The sequence below is a fragment of the Streptomyces sp. DG2A-72 genome (assembly GCF_030499575.1).
Classification (GTDB): Bacteria; Actinomycetota; Actinomycetes; order Streptomycetales; family Streptomycetaceae; genus Streptomyces.
Window position 1 is genome coordinate 6,212,169 of the sequence record NZ_JASTLC010000001.1, and the last position, 22,535, is coordinate 6,234,703.

Below are 22,535 nucleotides of genomic sequence, written 5' to 3' on the forward strand. Positions count from 1 at the left end.
GGTAGCGGTCACAACTTGCGCAGACTGAGCCGCTGCACCTTGTGGTCGGGGCCCTTGCGGATGATCAGGGTGGCGCGGCCCCGGGTGGGGGCCACGTTCTCGATGAGGTTCGGCCTGTTGATCGTGCGCCAGGTGGTGCGAGCGTAGTCGAGGGCCTCCTCCTCGGAGACCTGGGTGTACTTGCGGAAGTACGAGGACGGGTTCTGGAAGGCGGTGTCGCGGAGTTTGCGGAACCGGTTCAGATACCAGCGCTCGATGTCCTCGGGGCGGGCGTCGACGTACACGCTGAAGTCGAAGTAGTCGGCGAGACCGACGCGGGTGCGGCCGTCCTTGCCGGGGAGGGCGGGCTGGAGGACGTTCAGGCCCTCGACGATCAGGATGTCCGGGCGGCGGACGGTGAGCTGCTGGCCCGGGACGATGTCGTAGATCAGGTGGGAGTAGACGGGGGCCGTGACCTCGTCCTTGCCCGCCTTGATGTCGGCGACGAAGCGGGTGAGCGCGCGGCGGTCGTACGACTCGGGGAAACCCTTCCGCGACATCAGGCCGCGGGCCTGCAACTCCTTGGTGGGCAGGAGGAATCCGTCGGTGGTGACCCGCTCCACGCGCGGGTGCTCGGGCCAGCGGGAGAGCAGGGCCTGGAGGAGGCGGGCGACCGTGGACTTTCCTACGGCCACGGAGCCGGCGACGCCTATGACGAACGGGGTGCCGGACTGGGAGCCCTTCTCGCCGGTGTCACCGAGGAAGGTGTTCAGGGCGCCGCGGAGGCCGTCGGTGGCGCCGATGTAGAGGTTGAGGAGCCGGGACAGCGGGAGGTAGATGTCCCGCACCTCGTCGAGGTCGATGACATCGCCGAGGCCGCGCAGCTTCTCGACCTCCTCGGCGGTGAGGGGGAGCGGCGTCTTGTCGCGCAGCGCGCTCCACTGCGTGCGGGTGAGGTCGACGTAGGGAGTCGCCTCCGGCCTGTGCCGGTGGGCGCTCCGGGGCATCGGGGAGACCGGAGAGATCACAGTCCATTGTTACGGGAGTACGAACAGTCGGCGGGGTGGGGTCCGTCACGCGGTCGGCTTTCGGGGCGAACCCGGGCAAGACGGGGAATGTCAGTGGCGTGCGTCACAGTTGTGGGAAGGGTGGGCCCAGGCCGGGGTCCATGAACGTCGAGGGGTGACGAACGTCGAGGGGTGACCCATGACCTATGCGATTGAGGCGGAAGGCCTGGTCAAACGGTTCAAGGGGACCGAGGCGCTGGCCGGGGTCGATCTGGGGGCCCGTAAGGGCTCGGTGCTCGGGCTGCTGGGTCCCAACGGCGCGGGGAAGACGACCGCCGTGCGGATCTTCGCGACCCTGCTGCGTCCCGACGCCGGCCGGGCCCATGTGGCCGGTCATGACGTGGTCCGGGACGCCGGGGTCGTCCGCGCCCTGGTCGGGCTGACCGGGCAGTACGCGGCGGTGGACGAGAACCTGACCGGCACGGAGAACCTGCTGCTCATCGGCCGACTGCTCGGTCTGCCGCGGCGGGAGGCCAAGGCGAGGGCGGGTGAGCTGCTGGAGCGCTTTCAGCTGACGGACGCGGCCGGACGGGCCGTGAAGACCTTCTCCGGCGGCATGCGCAGGCGGCTGGACCTCGCGGCCAGCCTGGTGGGCCGGCCCAGCATCCTCTTCCTCGACGAGCCGACCACCGGCCTGGACCCGCACAGCCGCGGTGAGCTCTGGGACCTGCTGCGGGGCCTGGTCGCTGACGGCGCGACCGCCCTGCTGACCACGCAGTATCTGAACGAGGCCGATGTACTCGCCGACGACATCGTGGTGATCGACAAGGGCCGGGTGATCGCCGAGGGCACCCCGGACCAGCTGAAGTCGCAGGTCGGCGGGCAGGTGCTGCAACTGCGCCCGGTGCTGGCGCAGGACCTCGCGCGGGCGCATCGGCTGGTCGCCCAGGCGGCCGGGCCGCAGACCCAGATCGAGGGAGAGGCGATCACGGCCCCGGTGAACGACCCCCAGCTCATGCCTGCCGTGGTGCGCACGCTCGACCGCGAGGGCATCGCGGTGGGCGAGCTGGCGCTGCGCCGCTCCTCGCTGGACGAGGTGTTCCTGGCCCTGACCGGCCACCGTGCCGAGCCGGGCGAGCCGGAGAGCGACGGCGGTGCGGCCGTACGAGACTCCGAGGCTGAGCGGGAGAAGGCGGTGAGCCGGTCATGACCGCGACCACTGCCACAGCCCCGATCACGGCATCGGGCCGCGTGCGGCCCCTGGCCGGACTCCAGCAGACCTTCACGATGGCCTGGCGCAGCCTGGTCGCGGTCAAGCACAACCCGCTCGAACTGGTCGACTACAGCATCACGCCGATCATGTTCGTGTTCCTCTTCACGTATGTGCTGGGCGGGCAGATGGCCGGATCGCCCGAGGCGTATCTGAAGTACGCGCTGCCCGGGATCATCGTGCAGAACACCCTGTTCATGACGATGTACACGGCCATGGCGCTCAACACGGACCTCACGAAGGGCGTCTTCGACCGCCTGCGCAGCCTGCCGATAGCCCGCTCCGCCCCACTCATCGGGCGGATCACCGCGGACCTCGCCAAGCACGTCTGGGCGATGCTGCTCATGATCGGCCTCGGCCTGCTGCTCGGCTTCCGGGTCACCGGCGGCTTCGACGGGTTCCTGCTCGGCATCGTGCTGCTGGTCGTGTTCGCCGCGGCCGTGTCCTGGAGCGCGGTGCTGATCGGAATGCTGGCCGGCGACGCGGAGAAGGTGCAGGCCTTCGCCTTCACCCTCATCTTCCCCATCACCTTCACCAGCAGCGCCTTCGTCGTCGTCGACACCATGCCCGGCTGGCTCCAGGCCTTCAGCGACGTCAACCCGGTGACGCATCTGTCCGACGCGTTCCGGGGGTTGTTGCTGGGTGGGGCGGTGGCGGAGCCGGTGTTGTGGTCGTTGGTTTGGGCTGCGGGGATCGCGCTCGTGTTTTATCCGTTGGCTATGCGGGCTTATCGGGCGAAGACGTGAGGGCGCGGGTCACAGGGGGCGTTGGTCTTGCCAGGTCAGCGCTTTCAGTTCCACCGTGAGCGTGCTGCTCTGGGTCGGCTTGGAGCCGTGCTTCGCCGCCTCCGCGGCGGCAGAATCAGCACGGTCAGCAGCACCTGCGTCCGCATGGGTGTGGCCCCCGGCTCGAAGGCCCGGGGGCCACCCCCATCCATTCACTCGCCAGGTGAAATGTCAGGCCAGCGGATACCTGAATGCGGCCGTCACCTCGGTGATCGGGCCTTCTTGGATCTGGAGCATATGGTGAAGATTCAGAGCTTCGTCATTCGCTCCCCGTCCCGGCCCCAGGGGAGCCTGTCCGTCCCTCATCCGCTCCAGGTTGCTCCGGCCCTTGGGGTCGGCGGGTGACACGTAGTCGGGACGGATGATGTCATCCCGCTGGTGGACAGATAGGCGTGCGTCAGGGGCATGTAACAGGGGGTAAGTTCGATCACGCCCGGAGCTGGCGCAAAGTCGCACCGCCCGTGGTCGCACTCCCGGGCATGTAAATGTCGCCCATGCCTAGGCTTCGGGCAGGTGCTCGTCGGAGCGTTCGTACCGCGGTAGGAATTTCCGAAATCGGGCACGCGGTGACCGTTTCGGGCGCGAGATCGGTCGTAGGCTGCCGCGCATGTGCGGAATCGTGGGATACGTGGGGTCGCAGTCGGCGCTTGATGTGGTGATGGCCGGGCTGAAGCGGCTGGAGTACCGGGGGTACGACTCGGCGGGTGTCGCCGTGCTCGCGGACGGTGGGATGGCCGTTGCGAAGAGGGCCGGGAAACTGGTCAATCTGGAGAAGGAACTCCTTGAGCGGCCGTTGCCGACCGGATCGACCGGGATCGGGCACACGCGGTGGGCCACGCATGGCGGGCCGACCGACGTGAATGCTCATCCGCATCTCGACAACGCGGGGCGTGTCTCCGTCGTGCACAACGGGATCATCGAGAACTTTGCCCTCTTGAGGGCCGAGTTGGAGGAGCGGGGGCATGAGCTGGCCTCCGAGACCGACACCGAGGTCGTGGCGCATCTGCTCGCCGAGGAGTTCTCGTCGTGCGCGGATCTGGCTGAGGCGATGCGCATGGTGTGTCGGCGGCTGGAGGGGGCGTTCACGCTGGTCGCCGTGCATGCGGACGAGCCCGATGTGGTGGTGGGGGCCCGGCGGAACTCGCCGCTCGTGGTGGGGGTCGGGGAGGGGGAGGCCTTTCTCGCCTCCGATGTCGCCGCGTTCATCGCTCACACGCGGTCCGCGATCGAGCTGGGGCAGGACCAGGTCGTCGAGTTGCGGCGGGACGGGGTGAGCGTGACCGGGTTCGACGGGCGGCCCGCCGAGGTGCGGTCGTATCACGTCGACTGGGACGCGTCCGCCGCGGAGAAGGGCGGCTACGACTACTTCATGCTCAAGGAGATCGCCGAGCAGCCGAAGGCCGTCGCCGACACGTTGCTGGGGCGCATCGATGCCGCCGGCTCGTTGACCCTGGACGAGGTCCGGATCGCTCCGCAGGTGCTGCGGGAAGTCGACAAGGTCGTCATCGTGGCCTGCGGTACGGCCTTTCACGCCGGGCTCATCGCCAAGTACGCCATCGAGCACTGGACGCGGATTCCGTGCGAGGTGGAGCTGGCCAGTGAGTTCCGGTACCGGGATCCGATTCTCGACCCGCAGTCGCTCGTCATCGCGATCTCGCAGTCCGGCGAGACCATGGACACGCTGATGGCCCTACGGCACGCCCGCGAGCAGGGCTCCAAAGTGCTGGCCATCTGCAACACGAACGGGTCGACCATTCCCCGTGAGTCCGATGCCGTCCTCTACACACATGCCGGGCCGGAGGTGGCCGTCGCCTCGACCAAGGCCTTTCTGACCCAGCTCGTGGCCTGCTATCTCGTCGCCCTCTATCTGGGGCAGGTGCGCGGGACCAAGTGGGGTGACGAGATCCGGGACGTGATCCGGGATCTGTCCGAGATCTCCGGTGCGGTCGAGCGGGTGCTGGAGACCATGGAGCCCGTACGGGAGCTTGCGCGCACCCTCGCCGAGAAGGACACCGTGTTGTTCCTGGGGCGGCACGTGGGGTATCCGGTTGCGCTGGAAGGGGCGTTGAAGCTCAAGGAGCTGGCTTACATGCACGCCGAGGGCTTTGCGGCGGGGGAGTTGAAGCACGGTCCGATCGCCCTCATCGAGGACGATCTGCCGGTGGTGGTTGTGGTGCCTTCGCCTCGGGGGCGGTCCGTTCTCCACGACAAGATCGTGTCCAACATCCAGGAGATTCGGGCTCGGGGGGCGCGGACGATCGTGATTGCGGAGGAGGGGGACGAGGCGGTGGTGCCGTATGCGGATCACTTGATTCGGATTCCGGCCACGCCGACGTTGCTGCAGCCGCTTGTGGCTACGGTGCCATTGCAGGTGTTCGCGTGTGAGCTGGCCACCGCCCGGGGGAACGAGGTGGATCAGCCTCGGAACCTGGCGAAGTCGGTGACGGTGGAGTGAGCCGACTTCAGGGCGTCGAGGAAGGGGGCGAAGGCTCCGGTCGGGAAGGTGAGGGTTGCGCTGGCCGGGGCCTTTGAGTCGCGGACGGCGATGTGGGTGGGGGAGTTCGCGATCTCCACGCAATCGTCGCCGTCCCCGCCGCCGGAGTAGGACGACTTCCGCCAGTTCTCGGAGGTGATCACGGGTTGCCTCACAGCTCTTTCACCAGCCTGTTGATGAAGTCACGCGAACGTTCCGGTTCGAGCGAAACGGCTTTTACCTTTTGGAAGCGCAGACGGTACGTGGCCAGTTGAGCTTCCGCATCGACGTAGAGCGCACCAACGGGACCATCGCGGATCACCGTGTCCAGTTTGGGCACCCGGCCACCCACGTATGTCATCGTGCTTCCACCCCAGGGGAATCCGTCCTGGTCGAAGGGAATGACACGTACGGTGATGTGCTCCGCTTCGGAGAGCTCCAGGATGTGGGTGAGCTGAGCTCGTGACGCGGCACGATCGTTGACCCTGATGCGCAGCGCTGCTTCGTGGATCACCGCCTCACAGGGGATGGGGGAGGGGCCCTCAATGATCACGCGTCGTGCCATGCGGTGTTGCACGCGCAACTCAAGTTCATTTTCGGTGAGTTCGGGGACCCTGCTGGAGTAAACGGCACGCGCATAGTCCATTGTCTGAAGCAGGCCTGGTACGAACACGATTGCCACGTTGTGCTGAAACCGAGCGTGATGATCTAGCTCGGACAGATCCAGGAACGATGTGGGCAGCAGGCCTCGGTACTCCTCCCACCAGCCGCGAGTCCGGTCGGTGGCCATCGAGACCAGGGCGTCGATGAACTCGTCCTCTTTACAGGCGTAGTGAGATGCGAGGCGGCGAAGTCGCTGCTCGCTCACGCCCGCGAGGCCGGACTCGATGTGAGTGATCTGGGCGGGGCTCACTCCGAGCAGTGCTGCCGCCTCGCGGGCGTTGAGGCCTGCCGCCTCACGGAGTCTGCGCAGTTCAGTCGCCAATCGTAGCTGGCGTGCTGTTGGTTCGCGCCTCAATGCTCTCGACCGCTCCTCGCTTCAACGCGCATATGTGCGCGACTCGTTCGGAGTCAGATTACGCGATCGGCTTGCTTCGTCTCTACATTTAGATCTACTGTCGGTGACGTGCCGTAAGCACCGCGGAAGCGCACCGCTCCGTCCTGCCACGACGGCTGCGGCACTGCCACCGCAACTCCCCACCACCCCGAACGGAGCTCACGCATGCCCGAAACCGAACCCTGGGAGTACACGCTCTACATCCCGAACGACGTCCGAGCCGGCACCGTCTCCCGCCGCACCCTCCGCCTCATCCTCACCATGCACGGCCTCATCAGCCTCGTCGACACCGCCGAACTCCTCGCCACCGAGCTGGTCGCCAACGCCGTACGCCACACCAAGGGGCCCGCGGCCCTACGGGTGCGATGGGCTGCCGGTGTGTTGCGGATCGGGGCGTGGGATGCGGATCCCGAACCGCCGGAACCGCCACTGCAGTTGGAGGAACTCGCCGAGTTGGAGGAGGGGCGCGGGCTGGCCCTCGTGCGGGCCTGCGCCGATGTGTGGGGCTGGCAGCCGCTGACCAGACACGGCAACCGCGGCAAATACGTGTGGTGCGAGCTGACCTCGGCGGCGTGAATGTTTCCCCGAGGCTCGAAAGGGTGAACGTATCCAGATCATCTGGATCTTCGGTCCATCACGGCATCAAGGTTGCACACATGGTCACATCAACTCACGAGGGCAGCTGAGCGATGACGGATCCGCGAGACAACCGAGAAGGCAGCCAACGGGACGAGCCGCCTGAGTTGCCCGCCGTCCTCCAGTTGCTGCGGGACGGGCCGCCGGAGCTGGCCGACCTGCTCCGGTTCACGATGACGAGCCAAATGCTGGGCATCCCCCAGGAGAAGGTTCAGGGGGACTTCCTCTTTGGCCTTGAAAGCCTCAGGCAGAGGGGCCTCCTTCCCTTGGAGGACGTGGCCCGGGTGCGCGCAAGAACCTCGGGCTTGGCCCAAGACCACCGTGAGCAATGGGCCGCAGGCTATGTCGCCGGATATCTCGCAGCATGGGCCGCTGCGATCTTGCGGGTCTTGGACACTCGCGGCGTCGAGTTCGACAAACACCTCCACCGAGCCCTCAACCTATGCCCCGACACGGATGCGCTCACCCGTTTCCTGGACCGTGCCGTCACCGCGACGCACGAGGCTGATCTGGTCGCCGGGGAACCGGGCCTGGCGGGGCCCGGTGGATCGTAGAGTGCCCGAATGAGCATCATCGGGGTCGGTATCGACGTGGCTGAGATCGACCGGTTCGCGGCTTCGCTCAAGCGGACGCCCGGGCTGGCCGAACGGCTGTTTCTGAAGAGTGAGTTGCTGTTGCCCAGTGGGGAGCGGCGGGGGGTTGCCTCTCTCGCTGCCCGGTTCGCGGCGAAGGAGGCGGTGGCCAAGGCGTTGGGGGCGCCGGCGGGACTGCACTGGACGGACGCCGAGGTGTACGTCGAGGACAGTGGGCAGCCGCGGTTGCGGGTGACGGGGACGGTGGCGGCGCGGGCGGCGGAGCTGGGGGTGCGGTGCTGGCATGTGTCGCTGAGCCATGACGCGGGGGTGGCCTCGGCGGTGGTCGTGGCTGAGGCGTAGCGACCTGAAGAAGTGACCGTTTCGAGAGAGACTCGACATCATGCGTACTGCGTACAGCGTGGAGACGGTCAGGGGCGCCGAGCGGGAACTGATGGCACGGCTGCCCGAGGGGGCGTTGATGCAGCGGGCCGCGGCCGGACTGGCCGTCGCCTGCGGGCAGTTGATGGGGCGGGTGTACGGCAGCCGGGTGGTGCTGCTGGTCGGCAGTGGGGACAACGGCGGCGACGCGCTGTACGCGGGCGCGCGGCTGGCCCGGCGTGGTGCGGGGGTCGCGGCGGTGCTGCTGTCGCCCGAGCGGGCGCATGCCGGGGGGCTCGCGGCGCTGCGCCGGGCGGGTGGCCGGGGTGTGAGGCTGGGTGACGCCGAGGAGTTGATCGCGTCGGCCGATCTCGTCGTCGACGGCATCGTCGGGATCGGCGGGAAGGGTGGGTTGCGGGCGGAGGCGGTGGCGTTGGCTTCGCTGGTCACGGATTCGCGGGCTGCCGTTGTCGCCGTCGATCTGCCCAGTGGCGTCGACGCCGACACCGGTGAGGTGCGGGGTGCCGCGATCCGGGCCGATCTGACCGTGACCTTCGGGACGCACAAGCCGGGGTTGCTGATCGATCCGGCGCGGGAGTACGCCGGGTCGGTGCGGCTCGTCGAGATCGGGCTCGAACTGCCTGTCGAGGCCGAGTTGGAGGCTTTGCAGCACGCGGATGTGGCGGCGCTGCTGCCGGTGCCGGGCGGTGAGAGCGACAAGTACCGGCGGGGCGTCGTCGGGATCGCCGCCGGGTCGGCGCGGTATCCGGGGGCGGCGGTGCTGGCTGTGGCGGGGGCGTTGCGGGGTGGGGCCGGGGCCGTGCGGTACGTCGGGCCGGCCGCGGATGCCGTGATCTCCCGTTTTCCCGAGACGCTGGTGTCGGACAAGGGGCCCAAGCAGGCGGGGCGGGTGCAGGCGTGGGTCGTGGGGCCCGGGGCCGGGGACGACGCGTCGGCTGTGGGGGAGGTGCTGCGGGCGGATGTGCCGGTGCTGGTGGATGCGGACGGGTTGCGGCTGGCGGATCCGGAGGTCGTACGTCGTCGTAGCGCGCCGACGCTGATGACTCCCCATGCTGGGGAAGCCGCCGCGCTGCTGGGGGTTTCGCGGGAGGAGGTCGAGGGGGCTCGGCTGTTCTTCGCGCGGGAGTTGGCGGGGCGGTATGCGGCGACGGTGTTGCTGAAAGGGTCGACGACGTTGGTCGCGGATGCGGGGGGTGGGGCGGTGCGGGTGAATCCCACGGGGACGGCTTGGCTGGCGACCGCCGGGAGTGGGGATGTGTTGTCCGGGCTGGCGGGGTCCTTGCTGGCGGCGGGGCTTTCGGCTGTCGATGCGGGGAGTGTGGCGGCGTATCTGCATGGGCTGGCGGGGCGGTTTGCGGCGGATGGGGCGCCGGTGGGGGCGCATGACGTTGCCGAGGCTATTCCGGGGGCGTGGAGGGATGTACGGGGGTGAGGGCGGGCGTGGGCTGTTTGGCCCCCGCCCGGCGTGGGGCTGGGCGGGGGTGGGCCGCGCAACCCGGCGCGGTGGCTGGGGCGGGGTGGGTCGCGCAGCCCGGCGCTTGCGGGGTGCCGCCTGCGCCCACCCGTGCCGACCCAGGCGGCACGACTGCCTGCAGCTTGGCGGGACGGCGGTCCGCAGCTGGGTGGAGAGGTGCAGGCTGCGTACGGGTGATGTCTACCGCGCGGCTCCCCGGTGCCGTTGAGGCGGCGCGCTTATCTGAGCGCATGATCAGTGGACGTCTTGTGCGCCGGAGTGTCGCGGTTTTGTTGGCCGTTGTCACTGTGATTCCTGTGGGGAGCGCCGCTGCGGAACCTGGGCCGAATGCTGCTGGTATGGAAGGGGAGTTGGTGCCGGGGGAGAGTGCGACCGGTGATGAATTGGATGCCGTCGAGCTGGAACTCAGGGACGCGGCCGACAGGGCGTATGCGTTTCTTGAGGATGTTCCGGTCGACGACGAGATCGTGCCGGACAGCTGCCCCGACTTCACCGGGCCTTATCAGCGGCAGGTCGAGCGGTACCTGAAGTTGAAGGTGGACGGGAAGCAGTCGGAGAGGGACTGCGAGGCGATCCGGGCGTTTCAGAAGAAGCAGGGGATCGAGGTCGACGGATATGCCGGGCCCCTTACGTGGGCGTGGACGCAGGTCGCCGCTGCGAAGAAGAACCCCAATGCCGCGAAGAAGTGCCCGGTACGGACGTATCGCGTCGCCTGTGTCGATCTCAGCCGGCAGCTGACCTGGGTGCAGAAGGGGAAGAAGGTCGTCTTCGGGCCGGTGCCCATGCGCAGTGGGCGGGCCGGATACCGGACCCGTGTCGGGTGGCACGCGATCTACTGGCGGCACAAGAATCACTATTCGTCGCTCTACAAGTCACCTATGCCGTACGCCCAGTTCTTCAGCGGCGGTCAGGCATTCCACGCCGTCCACGGCACCATCTTCACCACCGTCGGCTCCAGGGGCTGCGTCAGCATGCGCCACGGCGACGCCCGCAAGCTGTGGGGCCTGCTGAAGAAGGGCGACCGGGTGTATGTGTGGGGGCGCAGGCCCATCTGAGCGCGAGGCGGCGGCCGTAACTCGTGTGCGCGCGTTGTGATTGCGGCCGTCGCCCGCAAACGGTAGAGCGGGAAATTGGCGCTTCCTAGGTGAAGAAACCACCGAAGGGAGCAATCCCGGTCGGCCGAGTGTGCGGAGCTGAAAAGGGGGGTGGTTCGCTGGCGGCATGAGTGAATCAGACATACGTGATGCTACTCGGCGTGAAGTGCTGGGAGGGGCGGCCGTTGTTCTGGGGGGTGCCGTCCTTGGGAAGCGCGCGAGCGATTCTGATTCGGGTGACTGGGGTGAGGAACCGGCCGGGAGTTGTGGCATCGAGTACGACGAGGAATTCGAGGCCCTGCTCGCGGCCGTGGAGGAACCCGAGGACTGGGTGGACCCGGACGAGGACGTGTACCGCGCCCCCAAGAAATGGCGCCGTCCGGTACGGCGGCGGGTCACGGTCACGGCGCGTTACCGGATGCGGGGGAGGTGGGCGGTCGGGTATCACACCGGAATCGACCTCGCCGTACCGAGGGGAACCCCGGTCTTTTCGGTGGGCCCCGGTGTCGTGGTACTGGCCCGGTGGTCGGGGTCGTACGGCAAGGCCGTGACGGTGAAGATGAGTGACTCCCGGTACGTCGTCTACGCCCATCTGTCGCGCATCTCCGTGGCGCGGGGCGCCAAGGTTCGGCCCGGCACGCGGCTCGGCAGCAGCGGCAGCACCGGCCGTGCCACCGGCCCGCATCTGCATTTCGAGGTGCGCACCCGCCGCAAGTACGGCTCGGACATCGACCCGGTGAAATATCTGGCCCGGCACGGACTGCGCCTCTGACCCGCACGGTGACGCGGCGGCAACACGACGACGGGTTCCGGTCGGCGTGGAGGGCCAGGCGATGGCCGGACGCGGACGGCCGCTGCGCGGCGCAAAGGGCCGTTCGGCCCGGGCACCTCATGCGGGCAGCCGTGGCCAGGATTCCTGCCTCACTCGGCGGGACGCCGTCGCGGCGGCCACCGGCGGCCGGAGAGCTCGACCGTCAGACCCCTCTGAGACACTGGGGGCGCCATGACTGAGAACGCACCACCGCCGACCGCCCCGCTGCGCGCCCACGCCGAGATCGACCTGGCCGCGCTGCGGGCCAATGTGCGGGCCCTGCGCGCCCTCGCACCGGGTGCGGAGCTGATGGCCGTGGTGAAGTCCGACGCCTACGGCCACGGCGCGGTGCCGTGCGCCCGCGCGGCCGTGGAGGCGGGGGCGACCTGGCTGGGTACCGCCACCCCCGACGAGGCCCTCGCGCTGCGGGCCGCCGGTGTCCCGGGGCGGATCATGTGCTGGCTGTGGACCCCCGGCGGGCCCTGGCGCGAGGCCATCGAGGCCGACCTCGATGTATCCGTCAGCGCTATGTGGGCTCTACAGGAAGTGACCTCGGCCGCCCGGCAGACGACGACCCGGACGCCCGCCCGTGTCCAGCTCAAGGCCGACACCGGGCTGGGGCGGAACGGCTGCCAGCCCGGCGGCGACTGGGCCGCGCTGGTCGGCGCAGCCCTGCGCGCCGAGCGGGACGGACTCATCCGCATCACCGGGCTCTGGTCGCACTTCGCCTGCGCCGACGAGCCCGGGCATCCCTCCATCGACGCCCAGCTCACCCGCTTCCGGGAGATGGTGTCGTACGCCGAACAGCAGGGCGTGCGCCCCGAGGTGCGGCACCTCGCCAACTCGCCCGCCACCCTCACGCTGCCCGAGAGCCACTTCGACCTCGTCCGCACCGGGATCGCCGTCTACGGCATCTCGCCCAGCCCTCAGATCGGCGGCCCGGCCGACTTCGGACTGCGGCCGGTGATGACGCTGTCGGCGTCCCTCGCGCTGGTCAAGCATGTTCCGGGGGGTCACGGCGTCAGTTACGGGCATCGCTACACCACGTCCGGCGAGACGACCCTCGGCCTGGTGCCCGTGGGCTACGCGGACGGCATCCCGCGGCACGCCTCCGGGACCGGGCCGGTCATGATCGGCGGCAAGTGGCGTACGGTCGCGGGACGGATCGCGATGGATCAGTTCGTCGTGGACCTCGGCGGAGACGAGCCCGGGGCCGGGACCGAGGCGGTCCTCTTCGGGGCAGGCGACCGCGGTGAGCCCACCGCGGAGGACTGGGCGCAGGCCGCGGGCACCATCGCGTACGAAATCGTCACCCGCATCGGAACGCGAGTTCCCCGCGTCTATGTGAATGAGGAACAAGCGGGGTAGACGCCAGGAGGCGTGCACCACAGTCAGCGACAGCCATCCGGCGACCAGCAGTACGGCGAAGAGGAGCGATTCGTGAGCGAGAGCAGTGCGGAGGCCGTAGCGAACGCCGCCTCGGTGGCCGTCGCCTCCGCCACGGGGGCGGCCGGGAACTGGCGCCGGGTGACCGGTATCGCGGGCGCCGCGATCGGCGTGGTCGCCGCGGGTGCGGCGGCCGGCGTCGCGATAGAGCGCATGACGGTCGGGCGCGGGATGCGGCAGAAGGCCCGCCTCGCCCTGGACTCGGCCGGACCGTACGGCGCCCTGCGCGGCACCCCCGGCAAGGCGTACGCCGACGACGGCACCGAGCTGTACTACGAGGTCGACGACGTCGAACCCCAGGAAGGGCTCACCCCGCGGCGCCGGCGGCTCTTCGGGCGTAAGGCCCCCGCTCCCGTCACCGTCGTCTTCAGCCACGGCTACTGCCTGAGCCAGGACTCCTGGCACTTCCAGCGCGCGGCGCTCAGGGGTGTCGTACGGACGGTGCACTGGGACCAGCGCAGCCACGGCCGGTCCGCGCGCGGGATGTCCCAGACCGAGGACGGCATTCCGGTCAACATCGACCAGCTGGGCCGCGATCTGAAGGCCGTGATCGACGCGGCCGTCCCCGAGGGGCCGATCGTGCTGGTCGGGCACTCCATGGGCGGGATGACCGTGATGGCGCTGGCCGCCCAGTTCCCGGAGCTGGTCCAGGAGCGGGTCACCGCCGTCGCGCTGATCGGTACGTCGTCGGGGAAGCTCGGCGAGGTCAACTTCGGGCTGCCGGTCGCGGGCGTCAACGCCGTACGCCGGGTGCTCCCCGGAGTGCTGAAAGCGCTGGGGCAACAGGCGGCGCTGGTCGAGCGGGGGCGGCGGGCCACCGCCGATCTGTTCGCCGGGATCATCAAGCGGTACTCGTTCGCGTCCCGGGACGTCGATCCGGCGGTCGCGCGGTTCGCCGAGCGGATGATCGAGGGCACGCCGATCGATGTGGTCGCCGAGTTCTACCCGGCCTTCGCGGACCACGACAAGACCGAGGCGCTCGCCCACTTCATGGAGCTGCCGGTGCTGGTGCTCGCCGGGGTCAAGGACCTCGTCACGCCCAGTGAGCACAGTGAGGCCATCGCCGATCTGCTGCCGGACGCCGAGCTGGTGCTCGTCCCGGACGCCGGGCACCTGGTGATGCTGGAGCACCCGGAAGTGGTCACCGACCGTCTCGCCGACCTGCTCACCCGCGCGGGTGCCGTGCCGGCAGGCGCTACCGTAAGTGGCTATGGAAGCAGTACCGCACAACCCGGCTGAGCCGAGCGTCCAGAACCTCACCATCACCTCCCCCGACCAGATGCGGGAACTCGGCCGCCGCCTCGCCAAGCTGCTGCGCGCCGGTGATCTCGTGATGCTCAGCGGGGAGCTCGGCGCGGGCAAGACGACGCTGACCCGGGGGCTGGGTGAGGGGCTCGGGGTCCGTGGCGCGGTCACCTCGCCGACGTTTGTGATCGCCCGGGTGCATCCGTCGCTGGGGGACGGGCCGCCGCTGGTCCACGTCGACGCGTACCGCCTCGGTGGCGGCCTCGACGAGATGGAGGACCTCGACCTCGATGTCTCGCTGCCCGAGTCGGTGATCGTCGTGGAGTGGGGCGAGGGCAAGGTCGAGGAGCTGACCGACGAACGGCTCCAGGTCGACATCCACCGGGCCGTCGGCGACACGGCCGACGAGGTACGGCGTGTGACGCTGACCGGGCTGGGGGAGCGCTGGGCGAACGCGGACCTCAGTGTGCTGTCGGCGTGAGCACGGTGAACGTTCCGACATGACGTCGGCAAGATATTGCTTTCGGGGTCTTGCGCGTGGTCACATGGTACCCAGTCCGTAGTTAGGTCTGCCTAACTACGTCCGCCCCGTCCCTCAGGAGGCGTCCATGTCGGCTTCGGAGCGCAGTGCGGAGAATGATCGGTGCGAGGCTCGCCCTCAGCAGCGGTACGTGGTTGCCGGGGTGTCGATGAGTGCGTTGCTGGCGTCTTGTGCAGCGGCGCGTGCGGTCTCCACGCCGCCACCTGCGCCAGTGCGGTATGACACAGAGGGCCGTAGGGCTGCGTAGTCGTCTGCGGGTTCGTTGTGGCTGGTCGCGCCCACGCGGCGGAGCCGCATATCGATACAGCCCCGCGCCCCTTTGGGGCGCTCCACTGACCTGGCTTCAGCGGATCACGACGATCTTCTGGCCTACCGTCGCGAACTGCCACATCGCGTTGCCGTCCGCGCGTGATTCGCGGATGCCGCCCGTTTTCACTATGGGGTCGGGTACCGGGGTCGAGCCGTCGACGGCTGCGCTGAAGCCGATGGCGACGCCGTCGACGCTGGTGAAGCGGACGACGTGTTCGATGGGGGTGCCGTCGGAGCCGGTGACCGCGTTCGAGCGGGATGTGACGAAGTAGGTGCCCGGCGGTGGGTCGACCGTGCTCGGGTTGACCTTGAAGGTGCGCTGGACCTTGTTGCCCCGGGTGACGAGCCAGACGCGGTCGTCGTCCACCGAGTACACGACGCGTTCACCCGTGCCGGAACGGGCGGGCAGTGTCTCGGGGCGCTGCCCGTCCCGTGCCGCCTTGGAGGTGGCCGCCGAGGCCGACCCGCCCGCCTGGGCCGGCCCAGATCGGCCGGTACGGTCGCCGAGGCCTGGTAGGCGAGGAAGCCGACCGTCGCGACCGCCGCCGCGGTCAGCACGGCCACGAATCCGGCGCTGCTGCTTGGCACGGTCGCCCACCTCTTCGTCGTACGTCACGCTTCGTTGCGACGGTAGCAGCAGGTGACCGCCGGACCTGGGCGGCCGTGCTCGAGCCCGGGGAGCCGTAGGCTGTTTGCGTGCTCTTGCTCGCTCTGGATACCGCCACCCCCGCCGTCACCGTCGCTCTGCACGACGGGAAGGACGTCATCGCCTCGTCGAGTCAGATCGACGCGCGCCGACACGGAGAGTTGCTGCTGCCGGCCGTCGACCGTGTGCTGACCGAGGCGGGGCTGAAGCTCGACGCCGTCACCGGGGTCGTCGTAGGGATCGGTCCGGGCCCGTACACCGGGCTGCGGGTCGGTCTGATGACCGCGGACACGTTCGGGCTGGCGCTCGGCGTCCCCGTGCACGGGCTGTGCACGCTCGACGGCCTCGCGTACGCGTCCGACATGGGGAGCCCCTTCGTCGTGGCCACCGACGCCCGGCGCAAGGAGGTCTACTGGGCGCGGTACGCCGACTCCCGTACACGCGTCACCGATCCCGCCGTCGACCGGCCCGCCGACATCGCCGACCGGGTCGCGGGGCTGCCCGCCGTCGGCGCGGGCGCGCTGCTGTACCCGGACACCTTCCCCAGCGTGCACGAGCCCGAGCATGTGTCGGCCGCGGCGCTCGCGAGCCTCGCCGCCGAGAAGCTGGCGGCCGGCGAGGAACTGCCCGCGCCCCGGCCGCTGTACCTGCGCCGTCCCGACGCCCAGGTCCCCAAGAACTACAAGGTGGTCACCCCCAAGTGACAGCCGTGCTGCGCGAGATGCGCTGGTGGGACATTGATGCCGTGCTCGAGCTGGAGAAGGACCTCTTCCCCGAGGACGCCTGGTCGCGCGGGATGTTCTGGTCCGAGCTGGCCCACGCGCGCGGTCCCGCGGCGACCAAGCGGTACGTTGTCGCCGTCGACGAGGACCGGCTCGTCGGGTACGCGGGCCTCGCCGCGTCCGGAGACCTCGCCGACATCCAGACCATCGCCGTCACCCGCGACCACTGGGGTACCGGCCTCGGCGGGCGGCTGCTGACCGAGCTGCTGCGGGCGGCCACCGCCTTCGAGTGCGCCGAAGTGATGCTGGAGTGCCGGATCGACAACGTCCGCGCCCAGAAGCTGTACGAGCGCTACGGCTTCGAGGCCATCGGCTTCCGGCGCGGCTACTACCAGCCGGGGAACGTGGACGCCCTCGTGATGCGACTGACCGACCCATCAACCTCCGTACAAGGAACCGAGATCAATGGCTGACGAACCTCTGGTCCTGGGGATCGAGACCTCCTGCGACGAGACCGGCGTCGGCATCGTCCGCGGCACGACCCTGCTGGCGGACGCCGTCGCGTCCAGCGTCGACGAGCACGCCCGCTTCGGCGGCGTGGTGCCGGAGGTCGCCTCCCGGGCGCATCTGGAGGCGATGGTCCCGACGATCGACCGCGCGCTGAAGGAAGCCGGGGTGAGCGCCAGGGACCTGGACGGCATCGCCGTCACCGCCGGTCCCGGACTCGCGGGCGCCCTGCTGGTCGGCGTCTCGGCGGCGAAGGCGTACGCCTACGCGCTGGGCAAGCCGCTGTACGGCGTGAACCACCTGGCCTCGCACATCTGCGTGGACCAGCTGGAGCACGGCGCGCTGCCCGAGCCGACGATGGCGCTGCTGGTGTCCGGCGGGCACTCGTCCCTGCTGCTGTCGTCCGACATCACCTCCGACGTACGGCCGCTGGGCGCGACCATCGACGACGCGGCCGGCGAGGCCTTCGACAAGATCGCGCGGGTGCTGAACCTCGGCTTCCCGGGCGGTCCCGTCATCGACCGGTACGCGAAGGAGGGCGACCCTCAGGCCATTGCCTTCCCGCGCGGTCTGACCGGGCCCCGCGATCCGGCGTACGACTTCTCCTTCTCCGGTCTGAAGACGGCCGTGGCCCGCTGGATCGAGGCCAAGCGGGCGGCGGGGGAGGAGGTGCCGGTGCGCGATGTGGCGGCGTCCTTCCAGGAGGCGGTCGTGGACGTGCTGACCCGCAAGGCCGTACGGGCCTGCAAGGACGAGGGCGTCGAGCATCTGATGATCGGGGGTGGCGTGGCGGCCAACTCCCGTCTGCGGCATCTCGCCCAGCATCGGTGCGAGGCGGCCGGGATCGAACTGCGGGTGCCGCGGCCGAAGTTGTGCACCGACAACGGCGCGATGGTCGCGGCGCTCGGTGCGGAGCTGGTGGCGCGGGGGCGGGCGGTGTCCAGCTGGGACCTGTCGGCGGACTCCTCGCTGCCGGTGACCGACCCGCATGTGCCGGGGCACGACCACGTCCACGAGGTCAGCAAGGACAACCTGTACTCATGACCGTGGCGTTGATGTGGGAGGCGCGGGCGGCCGAAGGGCGGGGCGCGGAGCTGCTGGCCTGGGTGCGCGGGCAGCGGCTTCCCGAGGAGCCGCTGCGCCGGGAGACCTTCCGGGCGCCGCAGGACCGGGTGCTGGTCATCACGTGGTGGGACGCGGCGTACGACGCCGAGCTGCCCGAACTGCCGGAGCCGGACGGGGAGTTGGTCAATCGGGTGGTGCATCGGTGGCGGTTCGAGTCCGTCGACGCCTGGACAGGGTGAGCCAGAGACCGAGCACCAGGACGGTGACGACTCCGCCTATGAACCACAGCCGCCAGTTGGGCGGGCTGTGTCCGAAAACGGTGACGATCTCTCCCTCGCCCGGTACCGAGGTGATGTCGCGGAGCGTGAGGATCACATCGTCCGAGCCGAGCAGGTCGTTGTTCTCCCGGAAGTCCTCCAGGCCACCGGTGTAGGTCTCGCCGTTGGCGTCGATCAGGGCGGCGGACTTCGACTTGTCCGGTGGCTGTGCCACGTAGAGGGTGATGAGTTCGAGGGCCCCGTCCTCGTGCTGGACCAGGACGGAGCGCCTGAAGAGTTCGCCCTCGGAACCGGTGAAGTCCCGCGCCGCCGCGCTCACGGACGAGTTCGGCGGGCAGCCGGTGTTGGATTCGTAGTCGGTGTCGGTCTCGGCGGCGTCGGTGTCGCAAGGGGTCGCCCCAAGGAGTACCGCCTGTAGCTGTTCGGGGGTGTAGTGGGCGGCGAAGTTGGAGATTCGGTCCTCGCCGGAGCCACCGTCACTGGGAAACCTGTCGTTCTTGACGTCGGTCGACCTCGTGTACTCCCTGAACAGTTTTCCGGGCGGCGTCTCCGGTTCCGGGGATCCGCAGGACGCCAGCAGCAGGACGAGCAGCGCGGCGATGGCCGCGACTGCTCCGGGGCGCAGACGCGTCACAGATGTCATCCGCCCTGTGTAGCGGGGTGGGGGTGGGACGGGTCCCGCTCACCCCGGCGCCGATACCTCCGTCTCGCACCGCAGCCGCCGGTCCGGCCCCAACTCCCGTACGTGCCCCGTGAGTTCCACCCGCGCCGTATGCCGTACGTCCGCGCTGGACGCCGCCAGCCGCAGCTCCAGTACGCCCGGTTCGACCACCCGCCGTCCCGAGCGATCGGTGAAGGAGGACAGGTCGGTGTGGAAGCGGAAGGTCACCCGGTTCGCCTCGCCCGGCTCCAGCTCCACCCGCCGGTAGCCGATCAGCCGGACGTCCGGGCGGGTCACCGACGCCACCGGGTCGTGGAGGTAGAGCTGGACGACCTCCGCGCCCGCGCGGTCGCCGGTGTTGCGGACGGTGAGCGAGATGTCGTACGAACCGTCCGTGTCGATGGACGGGTGCGTGCCCTCGAAGGACTCCCAGGCGAACGTGGTGTACGAGCGGCCGTGTCCGAAGGCGTACAGCGGCGTCGGATCCAGGTTGCTGACCTCGCCCGCCAGGCCCAGCGGGGGCTGGAGGTAGGTCCAGGGCTGTCCGCCGGGCACGTGCGGGACGCTCACCGGGAGGCGGCCGGAGGGGTTGACGCGGCCCGACAGCACTCCCGCCACCGCCGGTCCGCCCTCCTCCCCGGGGAAGAACGCCTGGACGACCGCCCCGAGCCGCCCGTGCCAGCGGCCGAGCGCGTACGGCCGTCCCGTCAGGAGTACCAGCACGACCGGTACGCCCGTCGCGATCAGGTTGTCCAGCAACTCGCCCTGTACGCCCGGCAGTCGCAGGTCCGTCACATCGCAGCCCTCGCCCGACGTGCCCCGCCCGAACAGGCCCGCCCGGTCGCCCAGCACCGCCACGCACACATCCGCCTCGGACGCCCGCGCCACCGCCTCCTCGAAGCCCGAGGTGTCCGGGTCCGAGGTGTCGCAGCCCTCGGCGAACGTCACCTTGGCGTCGGGGAGTTCGTCGCGCAGGGCCTGGAGGACGGGCGGGATCTCGATGCCCATGGGGACTTCCGGGTGGTGGGTGAGGACGTGGGACGGGAAGGAGTAGCAGCCGAGCATGGCGAGGGCGTCCGCCGCGCGCGGGCCCACGACCGCGATCCGGGCGTCCGGGGCCAGCGGCAGCACGCCGTCCGGGTTGTCCAGCAGGACCACGGACTCCTCGGCCAGACGGCGGGCGAGGGCGCGGTTGGCCGTCGAGTCGAGGTCGATCGGGCCCTTCGGCTCCGGGTCCCAGTCGGCGTCCAGGAGGCCGAGTTCGCACTTCTGGAGCAGGACCCGGCGGGCGGCCCGTTCCACCAGTTCCTCCGGGACGCGGCCCTCCCGTACCGCCTCCAGCAGCGGGCGGCCGTAGCACTTCACCGTCGGCAGTTCCACGTCGATGCCCGCGGCGAGCGCCGCGTGCGCCGCCTCGGCGGGGGAACCGGCCACGCGGTGCAGGGTCTGCAGGAAGCCGATGCCGAAGTAGTCGGCGACGACCGTGCCCGTGAACCCCCAGTCCCGGCGCAGGAGTTCGGTCAGCAGGGCCGGGTCCGCGGAGGCCGGGACGCCGTCCGTCTCGTTGTAGGCCGCCATCACCGAGCGGGCCCCGCCCTCGCGCAGCGCCAGCTCGAAGGGCGGGAGGATCACGTCCGCGAGCTCCCGGACGCCCGCCCGCACGGGGGCCTGGTTCCGGGCGCCCGCGGAGGACGCGTATCCGGCGAAGTGCTTGAGCGTGGCGATGATCCCGGCCGACTCCAGGCCCCGTACATAGGCGGCGCCGACCGTGCCGACCAGGTACGGGTCCTCGCCGATCGTCTCCTCGACCCGGCCCCAGCGCGGATCCCGTACGACGTCCAGGACGGGCGCGAGGCCCTGGTGGACGCCGGCCGCGCGCAGGTCGCGGCCGATGTGCCGGGCCATCTCCTCGACCAGCGGCGGGTCGAAGGTGGCGCCCCAGGCGAGGGGGACCGGGTAGGCGGTGGCGCCCCAGGCCGTGAAGCCGGCGAGGCACTCCTCGTGGGCCACGGCAGGGATGCCGAAGCGGCCCGAGTCGGCGATACGGCGCTGGGCGCGGGCCAGTGCCTGTGCGCCCAGCGCCGGGTCCACGGGGGCGGTGCCGTAGGAGCGGGTGAGCTGGCCCAGGCCGTGGGTGATCAGCTCGTCCCAGGTGTAGTCGACGGTCATGTCGTGCTGGTGCGGGGCGACTCCGTCGCCGTCCGTGGCGGCGCCCACCCACACGCCGTACAGCTGGGCGGTCTTCTCCTCCAGGGTCATCCGGGCGAGGAGATCGTCGACGCGGGCGGCGGCGGGCAGGGCGGGGTCACGCCAGGGGGCGGTGGTCATGAAACTCCTGTCGGTGTTCCAGTCGCTGGCGAATGTTTCGGTATGCACTTCGAATGTTCCGGGACGCTATGGCGCTCAGAAGGGTTCGTCAAGAGGGGTGCGGGGATACGATCTCCGCCATGACACCCTCCGAGCCCGCTCAAACCCGGACGACAGGACGCTCGACGCAGACCGCGACGCTCGCCGAGATCGCCCGCGAGGCCGGCGTGTCCGCGCCGACTGTTTCGAAGGTCCTCAACGGCCGGGCCGATGTCGCCCCGGCGACCCGGACCCGCGTCGAGGAACTGCTGCGCGCCCACGGCTACCGGCGCCGCCGCGCCGAGGCGAGCCGCTCCCCCTGATCGACCTCGTCTTCCACGAGCTGGAGAGCGCGTGGGCGATGGAGGTCATCCGGGGCGTGGAGAACGTGGCGCGGGACGCCGGGCTGAGCGTGGTGCTGAGCGAGAGCGCGGGCCGGCTCACCCCCGGCCGCACCTGGGCCGACCAGGTCGCCGCCCGCCGCCCGCACGGCGTGATCCTCGTCCTGTCCGGCCTCGACGAGTCCCAGCGTGCCCTGCTGACCAGCCGTTCCATCCCGTTCGTGGTGATGGACCCGGCGGGCGACCCTGGCGCCGACGTGCCGTCCATCGGCGCCACCAACTGGCAGGGCGGGCTCGCCGCAACGCGCCATCTCGTCGAGCTGGGGCACACCCGGATCGGCGCGGTCACCGGACCGTCCCGGATGATGTGCAGCCGCGCCCGGGTGGACGGCTACCGGGCGGCGCTGGAGACCGCCGGGCTGCCGGTCGACCCCGAGCTGATCAAGAACGGCGACTTCCACCACGAGACGGGCTACCGGCGGGGACTGGACCTGCTGCGCGCCCCCGACCGGCCCACCGCGGTCTTCGCCGGCAACGACCTCCAGGCGCTCGGCCTGTACGAGGCGGCGCGCGAGCTGGGGCTGCGTATCCCGGAGGACCTGAGCGTCGTCGGCTTCGACGATCTGCCGATCGCCCGCTGGGTGGGGCCGCCGCTGACGACCGTACGGCAGCCGCTGACCGAGATGGCCGAGGCGGCGGCCAAGCTCGTCCTCGATCTCGCGCGCGAGGACGGGACGCCGGCGGCGACACGGGTGGAGCTGGCGACGAGCCTTGTGGTGCGCAGCAGCACAGGGGCGCCGCCCGCCCTTCCGAAGCCAGTCGGATGACCGACCGAAACTTTCGGAACCGATGAAAGCCGGTGACTCTG

At 70.0% G+C, this 22,535-nt stretch carries 22 protein-coding genes and 2 pseudogenes; 17 read left to right on the top strand and 7 right to left on the bottom strand.

The features are described from left to right. Positions 1 to 8: 8 nt before the first annotated feature. On the bottom strand, positions 9 to 986 hold the full coding sequence (gene coaA, locus QQY66_RS29700) for a type I pantothenate kinase (protein ID WP_301983317.1): 978 nt from the start codon (positions 984 to 986) through the stop codon (positions 9 to 11). Between the two features lie 199 nt (positions 987 to 1,185). Here coaA and QQY66_RS29705 point away from each other — a divergent pair, with 199 nt between their 5' ends. After that, entirely contained in the window at positions 1,186 to 2,196 is a 1,011-nt protein-coding gene (locus tag QQY66_RS29705) for an ATP-binding cassette domain-containing protein (RefSeq protein ID WP_301983318.1), read from the top strand. Continuing rightward, positions 2,193 to 3,002 (top strand): ABC transporter permease, encoded by an 810-nt coding sequence (locus QQY66_RS29710; RefSeq protein ID WP_301983319.1) that lies wholly within the window; start codon positions 2,193 to 2,195, stop codon positions 3,000 to 3,002. Before QQY66_RS29705 ends, QQY66_RS29710 begins: the two co-directional genes overlap by 4 nt. A 210-nt stretch (positions 3,003 to 3,212) precedes the next feature. On the opposite strand, the gene QQY66_RS50500 is transcribed toward QQY66_RS29710, so the two are convergent. After that, positions 3,213 to 3,347, bottom strand: coding sequence for an HNH/ENDO VII family nuclease (locus QQY66_RS50500; RefSeq protein WP_367667003.1), 135 nt, complete (start codon positions 3,345 to 3,347; stop codon positions 3,213 to 3,215). 301 nt (positions 3,348 to 3,648) lie between these two features. On the opposite strand from QQY66_RS50500, the gene glmS reads away from it, so the two are divergent. Next, on the top strand, positions 3,649 to 5,496 hold the full coding sequence (gene glmS, locus QQY66_RS29715; protein WP_301983320.1) for a glutamine--fructose-6-phosphate transaminase (isomerizing): 1,848 nt from the start codon (positions 3,649 to 3,651) through the stop codon (positions 5,494 to 5,496). On the opposite strand, the gene QQY66_RS29720 is transcribed toward glmS, so the two are convergent. Both QQY66_RS29720 and QQY66_RS29725 read right to left on the bottom strand, forming a co-directional pair. Beyond that, positions 5,457 to 5,678 (bottom strand): DUF397 domain-containing protein, encoded by a 222-nt coding sequence (locus QQY66_RS29720; protein ID WP_301983321.1) that lies wholly within the window; start codon positions 5,676 to 5,678, stop codon positions 5,457 to 5,459. The two genes, glmS and QQY66_RS29720, sit on opposite strands and share 40 nt — an antisense overlap. 8 nt (positions 5,679 to 5,686) lie before the next feature. Further along, entirely contained in the window at positions 5,687 to 6,499 is an 813-nt protein-coding gene (locus QQY66_RS29725; RefSeq protein WP_301983322.1) for a helix-turn-helix transcriptional regulator, read from the bottom strand. Positions 6,500 to 6,736: 237 nt separating this feature from the next. Here QQY66_RS29725 and QQY66_RS29730 point away from each other — a divergent pair, with 237 nt between their 5' ends. From QQY66_RS29730 to tsaE, 9 genes are all read left to right on the top strand, one after another. Then, positions 6,737 to 7,147 (top strand): ATP-binding protein, encoded by a 411-nt coding sequence (locus tag QQY66_RS29730; RefSeq protein ID WP_301983323.1) that lies wholly within the window; start codon positions 6,737 to 6,739, stop codon positions 7,145 to 7,147. A gap of 113 nt (positions 7,148 to 7,260) precedes the next feature. Further along, positions 7,261 to 7,761: a hypothetical protein gene (locus QQY66_RS29735; protein WP_301983324.1), complete on the top strand. Its 501-nt coding sequence runs from the start codon at positions 7,261 to 7,263 to the stop codon at positions 7,759 to 7,761. A 9-nt stretch (positions 7,762 to 7,770) separates the two neighbouring features. Beyond that, complete coding sequence (locus QQY66_RS29740) at positions 7,771 to 8,142, top strand: holo-ACP synthase (RefSeq protein ID WP_301983325.1); 372 nt, start codon at positions 7,771 to 7,773, stop codon at positions 8,140 to 8,142. Positions 8,143 to 8,182: 40 nt separating this feature from the next. Then, positions 8,183 to 9,613, top strand: a complete 1,431-nt coding sequence (locus QQY66_RS29745; protein ID WP_301983327.1) for an NAD(P)H-hydrate dehydratase — start codon at positions 8,183 to 8,185, stop codon at positions 9,611 to 9,613. A 380-nt stretch (positions 9,614 to 9,993) separates the two neighbouring features. After that, complete coding sequence (locus tag QQY66_RS29750; protein WP_301983328.1) at positions 9,994 to 10,710, top strand: L,D-transpeptidase family protein; 717 nt, start codon at positions 9,994 to 9,996, stop codon at positions 10,708 to 10,710. 166 nt (positions 10,711 to 10,876) lie between these two features. Next, positions 10,877 to 11,521: a M23 family metallopeptidase gene (locus QQY66_RS29755; RefSeq protein WP_301983329.1), complete on the top strand. Its 645-nt coding sequence runs from the start codon at positions 10,877 to 10,879 to the stop codon at positions 11,519 to 11,521. A 231-nt stretch (positions 11,522 to 11,752) separates the two neighbouring features. Then, entirely contained in the window at positions 11,753 to 12,928 is a 1,176-nt protein-coding gene (gene alr / locus QQY66_RS29760) for an alanine racemase (protein ID WP_301983330.1), read from the top strand. A gap of 72 nt (positions 12,929 to 13,000) precedes the next feature. After that, positions 13,001 to 14,245, top strand: coding sequence for an alpha/beta fold hydrolase (locus tag QQY66_RS29765; protein WP_301983331.1), 1,245 nt, complete (start codon positions 13,001 to 13,003; stop codon positions 14,243 to 14,245). Next, a complete protein-coding gene (tsaE, locus tag QQY66_RS29770) occupies positions 14,217 to 14,732 on the top strand; it encodes a tRNA (adenosine(37)-N6)-threonylcarbamoyltransferase complex ATPase subunit type 1 TsaE (RefSeq protein ID WP_301983332.1) in 516 nt (171 codons plus the stop codon). Before QQY66_RS29765 ends, tsaE begins: the two co-directional genes overlap by 29 nt. A 403-nt stretch (positions 14,733 to 15,135) precedes the next feature. Here tsaE and QQY66_RS29775 read toward each other — a convergent pair. Next, positions 15,136 to 15,689 (bottom strand): annotated as a pseudogene (locus QQY66_RS29775) (hypothetical protein). A 108-nt stretch (positions 15,690 to 15,797) separates the two neighbouring features. Here QQY66_RS29775 and tsaB point away from each other — a divergent pair. From tsaB to QQY66_RS29795, 4 genes are read left to right on the top strand one after another with little or no spacing between them, the layout of a single operon-like run. Then, a complete protein-coding gene (gene tsaB / locus QQY66_RS29780; protein ID WP_301983333.1) occupies positions 15,798 to 16,451 on the top strand; it encodes a tRNA (adenosine(37)-N6)-threonylcarbamoyltransferase complex dimerization subunit type 1 TsaB in 654 nt (217 codons plus the stop codon). A 17-nt stretch (positions 16,452 to 16,468) separates the two neighbouring features. After that, positions 16,469 to 16,942 carry a ribosomal protein S18-alanine N-acetyltransferase gene (rimI, locus tag QQY66_RS29785; protein ID WP_301987540.1) on the top strand — a complete coding sequence of 158 codons (474 nt, stop codon included), beginning with the start codon at positions 16,469 to 16,471 and terminating at the stop codon, positions 16,940 to 16,942. Continuing rightward, on the top strand, positions 16,935 to 18,020 hold the full coding sequence (gene tsaD / locus QQY66_RS29790; protein WP_301983334.1) for a tRNA (adenosine(37)-N6)-threonylcarbamoyltransferase complex transferase subunit TsaD: 1,086 nt from the start codon (positions 16,935 to 16,937) through the stop codon (positions 18,018 to 18,020). The genes rimI and tsaD overlap by 8 nt, the downstream gene beginning before the upstream one ends. Beyond that, the gene (locus tag QQY66_RS29795; RefSeq protein ID WP_301983335.1) at positions 18,017 to 18,280 is read left to right on the top strand and encodes a hypothetical protein; all 264 of its coding nucleotides are present in this window, start codon (positions 18,017 to 18,019) and stop codon (positions 18,278 to 18,280) included. The genes tsaD and QQY66_RS29795 overlap by 4 nt, the downstream gene beginning before the upstream one ends. Here QQY66_RS29795 and QQY66_RS29800 read toward each other — a convergent pair. Both QQY66_RS29800 and QQY66_RS29805 read right to left on the bottom strand, forming a co-directional pair. Beyond that, positions 18,225 to 18,962, bottom strand: a complete 738-nt coding sequence (locus tag QQY66_RS29800; protein ID WP_301983336.1) for a hypothetical protein — start codon at positions 18,960 to 18,962, stop codon at positions 18,225 to 18,227. The two genes, QQY66_RS29795 and QQY66_RS29800, sit on opposite strands and share 56 nt — an antisense overlap. Before the next feature lie 39 nt (positions 18,963 to 19,001). Continuing rightward, the gene (locus QQY66_RS29805) at positions 19,002 to 21,308 is read right to left on the bottom strand and encodes a glycoside hydrolase family 3 N-terminal domain-containing protein (protein ID WP_301983337.1); all 2,307 of its coding nucleotides are present in this window, start codon (positions 21,306 to 21,308) and stop codon (positions 19,002 to 19,004) included. A 119-nt stretch (positions 21,309 to 21,427) separates the two neighbouring features. On the opposite strand from QQY66_RS29805, the pseudogene QQY66_RS29810 reads away from it, so the two are divergent. Next, positions 21,428 to 22,494 (top strand): annotated as a pseudogene (locus QQY66_RS29810) (LacI family DNA-binding transcriptional regulator). Positions 22,495 to 22,535: the final 41 nt, after the last annotated feature.